This window comes from Streptomyces sp. TSRI0107, assembly GCF_001905845.1.
Lineage (GTDB): Bacteria > Actinomycetota > Actinomycetes > Streptomycetales > Streptomycetaceae > Streptomyces.
In genome coordinates this window covers 55,353-67,887 of sequence record NZ_LIVZ01000005.1, presented here as the reverse complement: position 1 = coordinate 67,887, position 12,535 = coordinate 55,353, and the positions used below count along the sequence as shown (strand labels likewise).

General features: G+C 69.3%; 10 protein-coding genes and 1 riboswitch. Of the genes, 6 read left to right on the top strand and 4 right to left on the bottom strand.

Annotation, left to right across the window (positions count from 1 at the left end; genetic code table 11):
• Positions 1-89: 89 nt before the first annotated feature.
• A complete protein-coding gene (gene nagB, locus AMK31_RS14070; protein WP_073940843.1) occupies positions 90-875 on the top strand; it encodes a glucosamine-6-phosphate deaminase in 786 nt (261 codons plus the stop codon).
• A 79-nt stretch (positions 876-954) separates the two neighbouring features.
• Here nagB and AMK31_RS14065 read toward each other — a convergent pair whose 3' ends face one another.
• The 4 genes from AMK31_RS14065 to AMK31_RS14050 form a co-directional block, all read right to left on the bottom strand.
• Positions 955-2,439 carry a glycoside hydrolase family 3 protein gene (locus tag AMK31_RS14065; protein ID WP_073940842.1) on the bottom strand — a complete coding sequence of 495 codons (1,485 nt, stop codon included), beginning with the start codon at positions 2,437-2,439 and terminating at the stop codon, positions 955-957.
• A gap of 8 nt (positions 2,440-2,447) precedes the next feature.
• Positions 2,448-3,278: a carbohydrate ABC transporter permease gene (locus tag AMK31_RS14060; protein ID WP_073940841.1), complete on the bottom strand. Its 831-nt coding sequence runs from the start codon at positions 3,276-3,278 to the stop codon at positions 2,448-2,450.
• Positions 3,275-4,270 (bottom strand): carbohydrate ABC transporter permease, encoded by a 996-nt coding sequence (locus tag AMK31_RS14055; protein ID WP_073941279.1) that lies wholly within the window; start codon positions 4,268-4,270, stop codon positions 3,275-3,277. The genes AMK31_RS14060 and AMK31_RS14055 overlap by 4 nt, the downstream gene beginning before the upstream one ends.
• A 92-nt stretch (positions 4,271-4,362) precedes the next feature.
• On the bottom strand, positions 4,363-5,640 hold the full coding sequence (locus tag AMK31_RS14050; protein ID WP_073940840.1) for an extracellular solute-binding protein: 1,278 nt from the start codon (positions 5,638-5,640) through the stop codon (positions 4,363-4,365).
• Between the two features lie 343 nt (positions 5,641-5,983).
• On the opposite strand from AMK31_RS14050, the gene AMK31_RS14045 reads away from it, so the two are divergent.
• From AMK31_RS14045 to AMK31_RS14025, 5 genes are all read left to right on the top strand, one after another.
• Entirely contained in the window at positions 5,984-6,748 is a 765-nt protein-coding gene (locus tag AMK31_RS14045; protein ID WP_073940839.1) for a GntR family transcriptional regulator, read from the top strand.
• Positions 6,749-6,860: 112 nt separating this feature from the next.
• Positions 6,861-7,118, top strand: a complete 258-nt coding sequence (locus AMK31_RS14040) for a DUF3311 domain-containing protein (RefSeq protein WP_073940838.1) — start codon at positions 6,861-6,863, stop codon at positions 7,116-7,118.
• A complete protein-coding gene (gene mctP, locus AMK31_RS14035; RefSeq protein WP_073940837.1) occupies positions 7,115-8,725 on the top strand; it encodes a monocarboxylate uptake permease MctP in 1,611 nt (536 codons plus the stop codon). Before AMK31_RS14040 ends, mctP begins: the two co-directional genes overlap by 4 nt.
• 129 nt (positions 8,726-8,854) lie before the next feature.
• A riboswitch (cobalamin riboswitch) is annotated at positions 8,855-8,989 on the top strand.
• A 125-nt stretch (positions 8,990-9,114) separates the two neighbouring features.
• Positions 9,115-11,475, top strand: a complete 2,361-nt coding sequence (locus AMK31_RS14030; protein WP_073940836.1) for a ribonucleoside-diphosphate reductase subunit alpha — start codon at positions 9,115-9,117, stop codon at positions 11,473-11,475.
• Positions 11,475-12,488, top strand: coding sequence for a ribonucleotide-diphosphate reductase subunit beta (locus tag AMK31_RS14025; RefSeq protein ID WP_073940835.1), 1,014 nt, complete (start codon positions 11,475-11,477; stop codon positions 12,486-12,488). Before AMK31_RS14030 ends, AMK31_RS14025 begins: the two co-directional genes overlap by 1 nt.
• Positions 12,489-12,535: the final 47 nt, after the last annotated feature.

Below are 12,535 nucleotides of genomic sequence, written 5' to 3'. Positions count from 1 at the left end.
GAGGCCGGCCCCCACTCTGTTAGATTGGTCTAAACCACATGGACCCTTTCGGGTGCCCTCGAGTCCCCTCTTCAGATCGGCAGGCCAGCGTGGAAGTTGTCATCGTTCCGGACGCCGAGGCCGGCGGCGAACTGATCGCCGAGGCCATGGCCCAGCTGCTCCGACGCAAGCCCGACGCCCTGCTCGGTGTGGCCACCGGCTCGACGCCGCTGCCCATCTACCAGGCGCTGACGGCCAAGGTGCGATCCGGTGCCGTGGACGCCTCCCGGGCGCGGATCGCCCAGCTCGACGAGTACGTGGGGCTGCCCGCGACGCATCCCGAGTCGTACCGTTCCGTGCTGCGCCGCGAGGTGCTCGAGCCGCTGGGGCTCGGGATGGAGGCGTTCATGGGGCCCGACGGCGAGGCCGCGGACGTGCAGGCGGCCTGCGAGGCGTACGACCGGGCCCTCGCCGAGGCGGGCGGGGTGGATCTGCAGCTGCTCGGGATAGGCACCGACGGGCACATCGGGTTCAACGAGCCGTGCTCCTCGCTCGCCTCCCGCACCCGGATCAAGACGCTGACCGAGCAGACCCGGATAGACAACGCCCGCTTCTTCGACGGTGACATCGACCAGGTCCCGCACCACGTCATCACCCAGGGCATCGGGACGATCCTGGAGGCGCGGCACCTGGTGCTGCTGGCCACCGGTGAGGGCAAGGCCGACGCGGTCGCCGCGACAGTGGAGGGGCCGGTCGCCGCGGTGTGTCCGGCGTCGGCGCTGCAGCTGCACCCGCATGCGACGGTCGTGGTCGACGAGGCCGCCGCTTCCAAGCTGAAGCTGGCGGACTACTTCCGGCACACCTACGCGAACAAGCCGGAGTGGCAGGGCATCTAGCGAACCACGTGTGCGGAAGGCGCCGGGTTCTGGATGAACCCGGCGCCTTTCGCGTCGTACCGAGAGCGTCGTGGGCGCGCTACCCGCCCGCGATGACCTCCGCCGCCGCCCTTCCGCACACCCGGGCCGCGCCGTGGGTGGCGATGTGGAGGGGGGCCCGGGCGGGGGTCTGGGGGACGCCCATCTCCACCACGATCGTGTCGGGGCGGGACGCGAGAAGGGTGTCGACGGCGGCCGCCATCCAGGGATGGCGGTGTTCGTCGCGGACGACGGCCACGACGCGGCGGGAGCCCGCCGCCGCCAGGGCCGCCCGGCCCGCTTCCTCGCCCGAGAAGCTGCCCGTTTCCGTGCCCGGGAGCAGGGCGGCGAGTTCCACGCCCACGCCCCAGGGGGTCTCGTCGCCGACGGCGATGTTGGCGACGGGGGTGAACGCGGCGACGTAGGGCGCCTCGGTGAGCGGGGTGAAGCCGTCCGCGACGGTGACCTTCAGGGCCCGCCGGGCGGCCCGCAGTCCGACGTCGCCGGCCTCGCCGCCGCGGGCGGAGGACTGGGCGTCCGCCGTCCAGCGCGCCAGGGCGCGGACCCGTTCCGCCGCGTCCGCCAGCCGTTCCTCGGGCAGTTCGCCGGAGCGTACGGCCGTGACGAGGGCGTCGCGCAGGCGGCGTACCGTCTCGTCGTCGGCCAGTCCGCCGCCCACGCAGATCGCGTCGGCGCCCGCGGCGACGGCGAGGACGCTGCCCCGTTCGATGCCGTACGTGGCGGCGATGGCCTGCATCTCCATGCCGTCGGTGACGATCAGGCCGTCGTAGCCGAGTTCGCCGCGCAGCAGGTCGGTGAGGATGCGGCCGGACAACGTTGCCGGGCGGTCCGGGTCCAGGGCGGGGACCAGGATGTGGGCGCTCATCACGGCGCGGGTGCCGGCCGCGATGGCGGCCCGGAACGGGGCCAGTTCGCGGTCGCCGAGCACCGCCGGGTCCGCGTCGATGCGGGGCAGCGCGTGGTGGGAGTCGACGGCGGTGTCGCCGTGCCCGGGAAAGTGCTTGGTGCAGGCGGCGACGCCCGCCGCCTGGAGGCCCGTCACATAGGCCGCCGTGTGCCGGGCGACCAGGTCCGGGTCGGCGCCGAAGGAGCGGACGCCGATGACGGGGTTGCCGGGGTTGGAGTTGACGTCGGCGGACGGGGCCCAGTTGAAGTTGACGCCGCAGGCGGCGAGGCGGCGGCCGAGTTCGTGGGCGACCTCGCGGGTCAGCTCCACGTCGTCGACCGCGCCCAGCGCGTGGTTGCCGGGGAAGGAGGAGCCGGTCCGCACCTCCAGGCGGGTGACGTCGCCGCCCTCCTCGTCGATGGCGACCAGCACGTCGTCGCGTTCGGCGCGCAGCTGGGCGGTGAGTGCCGCCAGCTGTTCGGGCGTGGCGATGTTGCGGCCGAACAGGCCGACCGAGGCAAGACCCTCGCCGAGGCGGCGCAGCAGCCAGTCGGGGGCGGTGGTGCCGGTGAAGCCGGGCTGGAGGACCGTCAGCGCGTCACGGGTGAGCGTGTCGGTGTCGCTGGCGAATGTCGTCATCGAGGGGGCTATCCCTTCACGGCGCCGGCGGTCAGGCCGTTGACGGCCTTGCGCTGGAGGAAGACGAAGAGGATCAGGATCGGGATCGCGAAGAGGGAGGAGGCGGCCATGGTCGCGCCCCAGTCGTCGCCGAAGGCGGTGCGGAAGCTGGAGAGCCACAGGGGCAGGGTCTGCGCCTCGGCCTCCTTGTTGAGCACCAGGACCAGCGCGAACTCGTTCCACGCGGTGATGAAGCCGAAGAGGGACGTCGACATCAGGCCGGGCGCCAGCAGCGGCAGGATGACGCGGCGGAAGGCCTGGGCGCGGGTGCAGCCGTCGACCATGGCCGCCTCCTCCAGTTCCATCGGCACGGCGGCGACGAAGCCGCGCAGCGTGAGGATGGTGAAGGGGAGGATCATCATCATGTAGAAGAGCGTCAGCGGGACGAGGCTGTTCAGCATCGACGCATCCCGGACGATCATGTACATCGCGATGATCATGACTTCCCAGGGCGCCATCTGCGCCAGCATGAAGCCGATGATGAAGCCGCGCCGTCCCTTGAACCGCATACGGGCCAGGGCGAACGACCCGGCCAGCGCGATGACGAGGGAGAGGACCACCGCGAGGACGGTCACGATCAGCGAGTTGGTGACATACGTCCAGAAGTGGTCGACGCCGGTCGCGGTCTTGAAGTGCTCGAACGTGAAGTTGGTCGGGAACCAGACCGGGTCCTCGGAGATGATGTCGCCGGTCGGCTTGAAGGCCGTGGCGAACATCCAGTACACGGGGAAGACGAAGCCGATGAACAGGACGACGGCCGTGACGTTGGGCCACAGGCGGCCGAAGAGCGAGCGCTTCACGACTTGGCCTCCTCTTCTCCTTCTTGCTTGAGCACGATCCGCAGGTAGTAGGCGGTGAGGCCGAGCAGGATCAGGATGGTCAGGACGGCGATCGCCGCACCCATGCCGTAGTGCTGGTTGCCGACGCCCTCGATGTAGGCGTAGACGGGCAGGATCTCGGTGAGCCGGTCGGGGCCGCCGCCGTTGATGGTGAAGACCTGCACGAACGCCTTGAAGATCCAGATGATCTCCAGGAAGGTCGTCGCGTAGAGGAAGGGGCGCAGGAACGGCAGGGTGACCGTGGTGAAGCTGCGCCAGGCGCCCGCGCCGTCCAGGGCGGCGGCCTCGTACAGCTCGTCGGGGATGGTCGTGGTCGCGGCATACAGGTTGATCGCGACGAACGGGATGGACATCCAGACGATCAGCACGGTGACGACGAAGAACGTCGACATCTGGCTGCTGGTCCAGCTGTAGTCGGCCATGGAGTGCCAGCCGAGCTTGTCCAGGACCCAGTTGACGACGCCGAAGCGCTGGGCGAACAGCCACTGGTAGACGGTGGTCGCGGCGACCACGGGCATCGCCCAGGCGAGCACCAGTCCGACCAGGAGCGTGAACCGCATCCGCTTGCCGAGGCGGGCGAGGAGCAGGCCGACCAGGGAGCCCAGGACCATGGTCAGGACGACGTTGACCGCCGTGAACAGGATCGAGCGGAGGGTGACCCGCCAGAAGTCCTCGCCGGTGAGGACCTCGGTGTAGTTGTCGACGCCGTTCCACTCGGTGACGTGCTGGATCAGCTGCGCCATGTTGAGGTTCTGGAACGACAGCAGGACGTCCTTGAGCAGCGGCCAGCCGAGCAGCAGCACGGTGGCCGCGCAGGCCGGCAGCAGCAGGAGGTAGGGGCCGAGCGCGCCGGCGCGGGACGCTCTCGGTGTGGGCCGGCCCGGTCCTCCGACGTCCGCCCCCTTGCGGACGTCCGCCGGGCCGGAGGGCGGCCGTTCGGTCTGCACGGTCATGCTCGCCATCTCTTCTCTAGACCTACGACTGTCGCGGGGCGGGGGCCGCACGGCGGTGCGGCGCGTGCGGCCCCCGTCCCCGGCGAGCGCTGTTACTGCTGCTGCGCCAGGCGCTTGTTGAACTCGCCCTCGACCTGCTTGGCGGCCTCGGCCGGGGACTTACCGTTCAGCACCGCGGTCATGTAGGTCTTGACCGGGTTGGGGGCGTTCTCCACCGCGGCCCACTCGGGGATCAGCGGCGTGGTGCCACCGCCCGCGGCGGCCGGTGCCATGGCCTCGGCGGCGGCGTTGCCCTTGACGTTGCCCTGCAGCGACTCCTTGTTCGGGATGACGCCGTTGAGCTTGGCCAGCTGGCCCTCGTACTTGTCGGACAGGGCGATCTTCAGGAACTCCTTGGCGAGGTCCTGCTTCTGGCTGCCCGCGGCGACGGCGAGGTTGGAGCCGCCGAGGAAGACACCCTCGGGCTTGTCGGCCGTGGCACCGGGGATGGTGAAGTAGCCGATCTCCTTCTCGATCTCCGGGTTGGCCTCGATGGCGATGCCGGCTTCCCAGCCCATGCCGATGAAGGCGCCGGTCTTGCCCTTGCCGAAGACCTCACCCTGCTGCGGGGTGGCCTCGTCCTTGTCCTTGGGGGCCTTGGAGAGGGCCTGGAACTTCTTGTAGGTCTCCATGGCGGCGGCGACCTTCGGGTCGTCCAGGTTGGAGACGTACTTGTCGCCGTCCTTCTTGACCAGCTCGCCGCCCTCGCCGACGACCAGGCCGACGAAGTGGTACCAGTTCTGGCCGGGCAGGTAGATCGGCTCGGCGTCGGTCTTCTCGCCGATCTGCTTGAGGTCGGCGTAGAACTCGTCGCGGGTCTTCGGCAGGTCCTTGATGCCGGCGTCGGCCCAGACCTTCTTGTTGTAGACGACGACGCGGTTGGCGAAGTACCAGGGGGCCGCGTACTGCTTGCCCTCGAAGACCGAGGAGTTGTTCAGGGACTCGGTCCAGTCGCCGCCGATCGCGGTCTTGAGGTCGGCGAGGTCGGCGAGGCCGCCGGTCTTGGCGTAGGCCGGGGTCTGGGTGTTGCCGATCTCGAAGACGTCCGGCGGGTTCTCCTCGGACAGGGCGGTGGTCAGCTTCTGCTGGATGCCGTTCCACTGCTGGATCTCGAACTTGACCTTGGCCTTGGTCTTCTTCTCGAAGGCCGCGGCGACGTCCTTCTGCCACTGGTCCGGCGAGGAGCCGTCCATCACCCACACCGTCAGGGTCTGGCCCGCGTAGCCGTCCGCCCCGCCCTTGCCCTCGCCGCTGCCGTCGTCGCCACCGCACGCCGCGAGCGAGATCATCATGCCCGCGACACCGATCGCGGATATCAGCTTGCGCTTCACGCCACCCTCCTCAGGGATGCCACAAACCCCCCTGCTCCCCGCGGTGAACTGACGTACCGCCCATGGGGCCGGGACCTGGACCAATGGTGTAGACCAGTACCGGGGAGCTTGGCCCAGACCAAAAGGCGTGTCAAGGGCCTGAAGTACGGCCCGACCAGCCGTTATGGGACCTACATATGCAGGAACCTTTAAGTAAGAACCCCGCGAAAACAGCGGCTACACCCGTCATACTCGGGTAGACCACTTCAGGCATGGTGGACTAGACCAACAAGGCCCGCGACGGTATACAGAGGGGATCACGGAGCGTGCCGACGACACCTCTACGGAGCCGGGAAGGCGGAGCATGAGCACCGACGTCAGCAGTGCGGAGAACGAGGGTGGGACGACCGTCCGTACCGCGCGTGTGCCCAAGTACTACCGCCTGAAGAAGCATCTGCTCGACATGACGGAGACGCAGGCGCCGGGCACCCCGGTCCCGCCCGAGCGGACCCTGGCCGCCGAGTTCGACACCTCCCGCACCACCGTGCGCCAGGCCCTCCAGGAGCTGGTGGTCGAAGGGCGGCTGGAGCGCATCCAGGGCAAGGGCACCTTCGTCGCCAAGCCGAAGGTCTCCCAGGCGCTGCAGCTGACCTCCTACACGGAGGACATGCGCGCCCAGGGCCTGGAGCCGACCTCGCAGCTGCTGGACATCGGCTACATCACCGCCGACGACCGGCTCGCCGGCCTGCTCGACATCACCGCCGGCGGCCGGGTGCTGCGCATCGAGCGGCTGCGCATGGCCAACGGGGAGCCGATGGCGATCGAGACGACCCATCTCTCCGCCAAGCGCTTCCCGGCACTGCGCCGCTCCCTGGCCAAGTACACGTCCCTCTACACCGCCCTCGCGGAGGTCTACGACGTCCACCTCGCGGAGGCCGAGGAGACCATCGAGACCTCGCTGGCGACCCCGCGCGAGGCCGGCCTGCTCGGCACCGACGTGGGCCTGCCGATGCTGATGCTGTCCCGGCACTCCCTGGACCGGGAGGGCAAGCCGGTGGAGTGGGTGCGGTCGGTCTACCGGGGCGACCGGTACAAGTTCGTGGCCCGCCTGAAGCGCCCCGCCGAGTAGCGACTTTGTAAAGCCGGTACCGATATACGGACGAGGGGTTCCTCTGGCCGACACCGTGACCTAGATTGCCAGCCCATTACGCAGGTGATCAGTGAGGGGACGGAGTCGCGAGATGTCTCAAGCGCCAGAAGTGAACAGAGGGCCGGTGGTGACGCCCGTTCGCGTCGTCATCGCCCTCTGTCTTGTCGCACCGTTCGTGGCCATGCTGTGGGTCGGCTCGTACGCCAAGACCGACCCGGCTCTGATCGGCATCCCGTTCTTCTACTGGTACCAGATGGCGTGGGTGCTCATCTCCACCGCGCTCACGATGATCGCGTTCAAGCTGTGGCAGCGTGACCAGCGCGCCCGCCGGGGCGGTGAGCAGCGATGAAGGACGGCGTGAACGGCGTCGCACTCGCCGTCTTCATCTTCTTCTTCCTGGCCGTCACGGTCATGGGCTTCCTGGCCGCGCGCTGGCGCAAGGCCGAGAACGAGCACAGCCTCGACGAATGGGGCCTGGGCGGCCGGTCGTTCGGCACCTGGATCACCTGGTTCCTGCTCGGCGGCGACCTCTACACGGCCTACACCTTCGTCGCCGTACCGGCGGCGATCTACGCAGCGGGCGCGGCCGGCTTCTTCGCCGTGCCGTACACCATCCTCGTGTACCCGCTGATCTTCACGTTCCTGCCGCGTCTGTGGTCGGTCTCGCACAAGCACGGCTATGTGACGACGTCGGACTTCGTGCGCGGCCGGTTCGGCTCGAAGGGCCTGTCCCTGGCGGTGGCCCTCACCGGCATCCTCGCCACCATGCCGTACATCGCGCTCCAGCTCGTCGGCATACAGGCCGTGCTGGACGTGATGGGCGTCGGTGGCGGCGAGGACACCAACTGGTTCATCAAGGACCTGCCGCTGCTGATCGCCTTCGGTGTGCTGGCCGCGTACACCTACTCCTCGGGCCTGCGGGCCCCGGCGCTGATCGCGTTCGTGAAGGACACGCTGATCTACATCGTCATCGCCGTGGCGATCATCTACATCCCGATCAAGCTGGGCGGCTTCGACGAGATCTTCGCCAAGGCGGACGAGAAGTTCACCAGCGCCGGGGCGGGCGGCCTCGTCCCGCCGGAGGCGGGGCAGTGGACGTACGCCACGCTGGCGTTGGGCTCCGCGCTCGCGTTGTTCATGTACCCGCACTCGATCACCGCGACGCTCTCCTCGAAGAGCCGTGAGGTGATCCGCCGCAACACCACGATCCTGCCGCTGTACTCCCTCATGCTGGGACTGCTGGCCCTGCTGGGCTTCATGGCGATCGCGGCCGGCATCAAGGTGCAGAACGGCCAGCTGGCCATCCCGCAGCTGTTCGAGACCATGTTCCCGGACTGGTTCGCGGGTGTGGCGTTCGCGGCGATCGGCATCGGCGCGCTGGTGCCGGCGGCCATCATGTCCATCGCGGCGGCCAACCTCTTCACCCGCAACATCTACAAGGACTTCATCCGCAAGGACGCCACGCCCGAACAGGAGACGAAGGTCTCCAAGCTGGTGTCGCTGCTGGTGAAGGTGGGCGCGCTGGCCTTCGTCCTGACCATGGACAAGACCGTCGCCATCAACTTCCAGCTCCTCGGCGGCATCTGGATCCTGCAGACCTTCCCGGCCCTGGTCGGCGGCCTGTTCACGCGCTGGTTCCACCGCTGGGCGCTGCTCGCCGGCTGGGCGGTCGGCATGCTCTACGGCACGATCGCCGCGTACGGGGTGGCCTCGCCGACGCAGAAGCACTTCGGCGGCTCCTCGAAGGAGATCCCGGGCATCGGGGAGATCGGCTACATCGGCCTCACGGCGTTCGTGCTCAACGTCGTGGTGACCGTGGTCCTGACCTTCGTCCTGAGGGCCGCCAAGGCGCCCGACGGCGTCGACGAGACCAAGCCGGAGGACTACACGGCCGACGCGGGCGACCCGGGCGTCCAGGTGGAGCTGCCGCCGGCGACGGCGGGATCGGCCCACTGAGCGCGCCCTGATCCCGGCAGCCGGCGGCGATCCGCGAAGCGCGGGTCGCCGCCGGCTGCGTTCAGTTGACACTGTGAAACCACCCGGACACAACATCTGGGGGTGTCACCGCCACCCGGCACAACATGTATGCTCATGCTCGCTGTCGCCGCAGGGGAATCCGGTGCGAATCCGGAACTGTCCCGCAACGGTGTACTCATGCGCGTATGCCCGCATACACGCATGAGCGTCAGTCCGAGGACCTGCCGACAGTGCGCCCGGCCGTCCGGTCCGGGTGCCTGACGTCCGGGCCTCGTGGAATGGGCCGGTGGACGCGACGCCGCGTGCGCTCGTGAGCTGCCCCCTGCCCTCGACCGAGGCCCCCGTGCCCAGCGAGGGAGAGCCTCCACGTGACCATCGCGCCCGCAGATCCGGCCTCAGCAGCGACCCGGTCGAACGACGACGGTCCCGGTGCCGCGCTGCTGCGGACCCTGACCGAGCTGACCGCCGACCTCCCCGACGCCGACCCCGGCCGGGTCGCCGCCGCCGCGCTGCGCGGCCGGTCCGCGCACGCGGACGACGCGGAGCTGCGCGAGCTGGCCACGGAGGCGGCCGCCGGCCTGATCTCCGAGGACCCCGCGTACAGCAGGCTGGCCGCCCGCCTGCTGGCGATCGGCATCGCCGCCGAGGCCGCCTCACAGGGTGTCACGTCCTTCACCGAGTCCGTCGCCGTCGGCCACCGCGAGGGCCTGATCGCCGACCGCACCGCCGAGTTCGTGCGGCTGCACGCCGACCGCCTGGACGCCCTCGTCGACCGCACCGCCGACGACCGCTTCGGCTACTTCGGCCTGCGCACCCTGCACAGCCGCTATCTGCTGCGCCACCCGATCACCCGCAAGGTCGTCGAGACGCCCCAGCACTTCCTGCTGCGGGTCGCCGCCGGTCTCGCCGAGGACGACACCACGCACTCCCTGGACGAGGTCGCGGCGCTCTACGCGCTCATGAGCCGCCTCGACTACCTGCCCTCCTCCCCCACGCTGTTCAACTCGGGCACCCGGCACCCCCAGATGTCGTCCTGCTACCTCCTGGACTCCCCCAAGGACGAGCTGGACTCCATCTACGACCGCTACCACCAGGTCGCCCGGCTCTCGAAGCACGCCGGCGGCATCGGTCTGTCGTACAGCCGCATCCGCTCGCGCGGTTCGCTGATCCGCGGCACCAACGGCCACTCCAACGGCATCGTCCCGTTCCTGAAGACCCTCGACGCCTCGGTCGCCGCGGTGAACCAGGGCGGCCGGCGCAAGGGGGCCGCCGCGGTCTACCTGGAGACCTGGCACTCCGACATCGAGGAGTTCCTGGAGCTGCGCGACAACACCGGTGAGGACGCCCGCCGCACCCACAACCTGAACCTGGCCCACTGGATCCCGGACGAGTTCATGCGCCGCGTGAACGCCGACGGGCAGTGGTCCCTGTTCTCCCCCGCCGACGTGCCGGAACTGGTCGACCTGTGGGGCGAGGAGTTCGACGCGGCCTACCGCAGGGCCGAGGCGGCGGGCCTCGCCCGCAAGACCATCCCCGCCCGCGACCTGTACGGCCGGATGATGCGCACCCTGGCGCAGACCGGCAACGGCTGGATGACCTTCAAGGACGCCGCCAACCGCACCGCCAACCAGACCGCCGAGCCGGGCCACGTCGTCCACTCCTCCAACCTCTGCACGGAGATCCTGGAGGTCACCGACGACGGCGAGACGGCGGTCTGCAACCTGGGCTCCGTCAATCTCGGCGCGTTCGTCGCCGACGGCGGCATCGACTGGGAGCGGCTGGACGCCACGGTCCGCACGGCCGTCACCTTCCTCGACCGCGTGGTCGACATCAACTTCTACCCGACCGAGCAGGCGGGCCGCTCCAACGCCAAGTGGCGCCCCGTCGGCCTCGGCGCGATGGGCCTGCAGGACGTGTTCTTCAAGCTGCGCCTGCCGTTCGACTCGCCGGAGGCGAGGGCCCTGTCCACGCGGATCGCCGAGCGGATCATGCTCGCCGCGTACGAGGCCTCCGCCGACCTGGCCGAGCGCAACGGCCCGCTGCCGGCCTGGGAGAAGACCCGTACCGCCCGGGGTGTGCTGCACCCCGACCACTACGGCGTGGAGCCGACCTGGCCGGAGCGCTGGGCGGCGCTGCGGGCCCGGATCGCGCGGGTCGGCATGCGCAACTCGCTGCTCCTGGCGATCGCGCCGACCGCGACCATCGCCTCGATCGCGGGCGCGTACGAATGCATCGAGCCGCAGGTGTCCAACCTGTTCAAGCGCGAGACGCTGTCCGGCGAGTTCCTCCAGGTGAACTCCTACCTGGTGCAGGACCTGAAGGACCTCGGCGTGTGGGACGCCCGCACCCGGGAGGCGCTGCGCGAGTCCAACGGCTCGGTGCAGGACTTCGCGTGGATCCCTCAGGACGTACGGCGGCTGTACCGCACGGCGTGGGAGATCCCGCAGCGCGGCCTGATCGACATGGCGGCGGCCCGCACCCCGTACCTGGACCAGGCGCAGTCCCTGAACCTGTTCATGGAGACGCCGACCATCGGCAAGCTCTCCTCGATGTACGCCTACGCCTGGAAGTCCGGGCTGAAGACGACGTACTACCTGCGTTCGCGCCCCGCGACGCGCATCGCCCGCGCCGCCCAGGCGCAGGCCACCGTCCCCGTCCAGCAGGCCGCCGACCCCGAAGCGGTCGCCTGCTCCCTTGAGAACCCCGAGTCCTGCGAGGCCTGCCAGTAATGTCCACCCGTAACCAGAATCTCCTCGACCCGGGCTTCGAGCTGACCCTGCGCCCGATGCGCTACCCGGACTTCTACGAGCGCTACCGGGACGCCATCAAGAACACCTGGACCGTGGAGGAGGTCGACCTCCACTCGGACGTCGCCGACCTGGCGAAGCTGACGCCCGGTGAGCAGCACCTGATCGGCCGCCTGGTCGCGTTCTTCGCGACGGGCGACTCGATCGTGGCGAACAACCTGGTGCTGACGCTGTACAAGCACATCAACTCCCCGGAAGCGCGCCTGTACTTGTCGCGCCAGCTCTTCGAGGAGGCCGTGCACGTCCAGTTCTACTTGACGCTGCTCGACACCTACCTCCCCGACCCGGACGACCGCGCGGCGGCCTTCGCGGCCGTCGAGAACATCCCGTCCATCCGTGAGAAGGCCGAGTTCTGCTTCAAGTGGATGGACTCGGTGGAGAAGCTCGACCGGCTGGAGACGAAGGCGGACCGCCGTCGCTTCCTGCTGAACCTGATCTGCTTCGCCGCGTGCATCGAGGGCCTGTTCTTCTACGGCGCGTTCGCGTACGTCTACTGGTTCCGCAGCCGGGGCCTGCTGCACGGTCTCGCGACCGGCACCAACTGGGTGTTCCGTGACGAGACGATGCACATGAGCTTCGCGTTCGACGTGGTCGACACCGTCCGCAAGGAGGAGCCGGACCTCTTCGACGACCAGCTCCAGCAGCAGGTGACGGACATGCTGCGGGAGGCCGTGGAGGCGGAGCTGCAGTTCGCGCGCGACCTGTGCGGGGACGGCCTGCCGGGCATGAACACCGACTCGATGCGGCAGTACCTGGAGTGCGTGGCCGACCAGCGGCTCAGCCGGCTGGGCTTCGCCCCGGTCCACGGCTCGGAGAACCCGTTCTCCTTCATGGAGCTGCAGGGAGTGCAGGAGCTGACCAACTTCTTCGAGCGGCGTCCGTCCGCGTACCAGGTCGCGGTCGAGGGCACCGTGGACCTGGACGAGGACTTCTGAGCCCCGCGGCCGGGGCCGGCACGAGGGCCGGCCCCGGCCCGTCTTCC

Bases quoted from the DNA above. Each gene is read 5' to 3' on its own strand.
- AMK31_RS14025 (WP_073940835.1), top strand. From the start codon at position 11,475: ATGTCCACCCGTAACCAGAATCTCCTCGACCCGGGCTTCGAGCTGACC.
- mctP (WP_073940837.1), top strand. From the start codon at position 7,115: ATGAAGGACGGCGTGAACGGCGTCGCACTCGCCGTCTTCATCTTCTTC.
- AMK31_RS14045 (WP_073940839.1), top strand. From the start codon at position 5,984: ATGAGCACCGACGTCAGCAGTGCGGAGAACGAGGGTGGGACGACCGTC.
- AMK31_RS14065 (WP_073940842.1), bottom strand. From the start codon at position 2,439: ATGACGACATTCGCCAGCGACACCGACACGCTCACCCGTGACGCGCTG.
- AMK31_RS14055 (WP_073941279.1), bottom strand. From the start codon at position 4,270: ATGACCGTGCAGACCGAACGGCCGCCCTCCGGCCCGGCGGACGTCCGC.
- AMK31_RS14040 (WP_073940838.1), top strand. From the start codon at position 6,861: ATGTCTCAAGCGCCAGAAGTGAACAGAGGGCCGGTGGTGACGCCCGTT.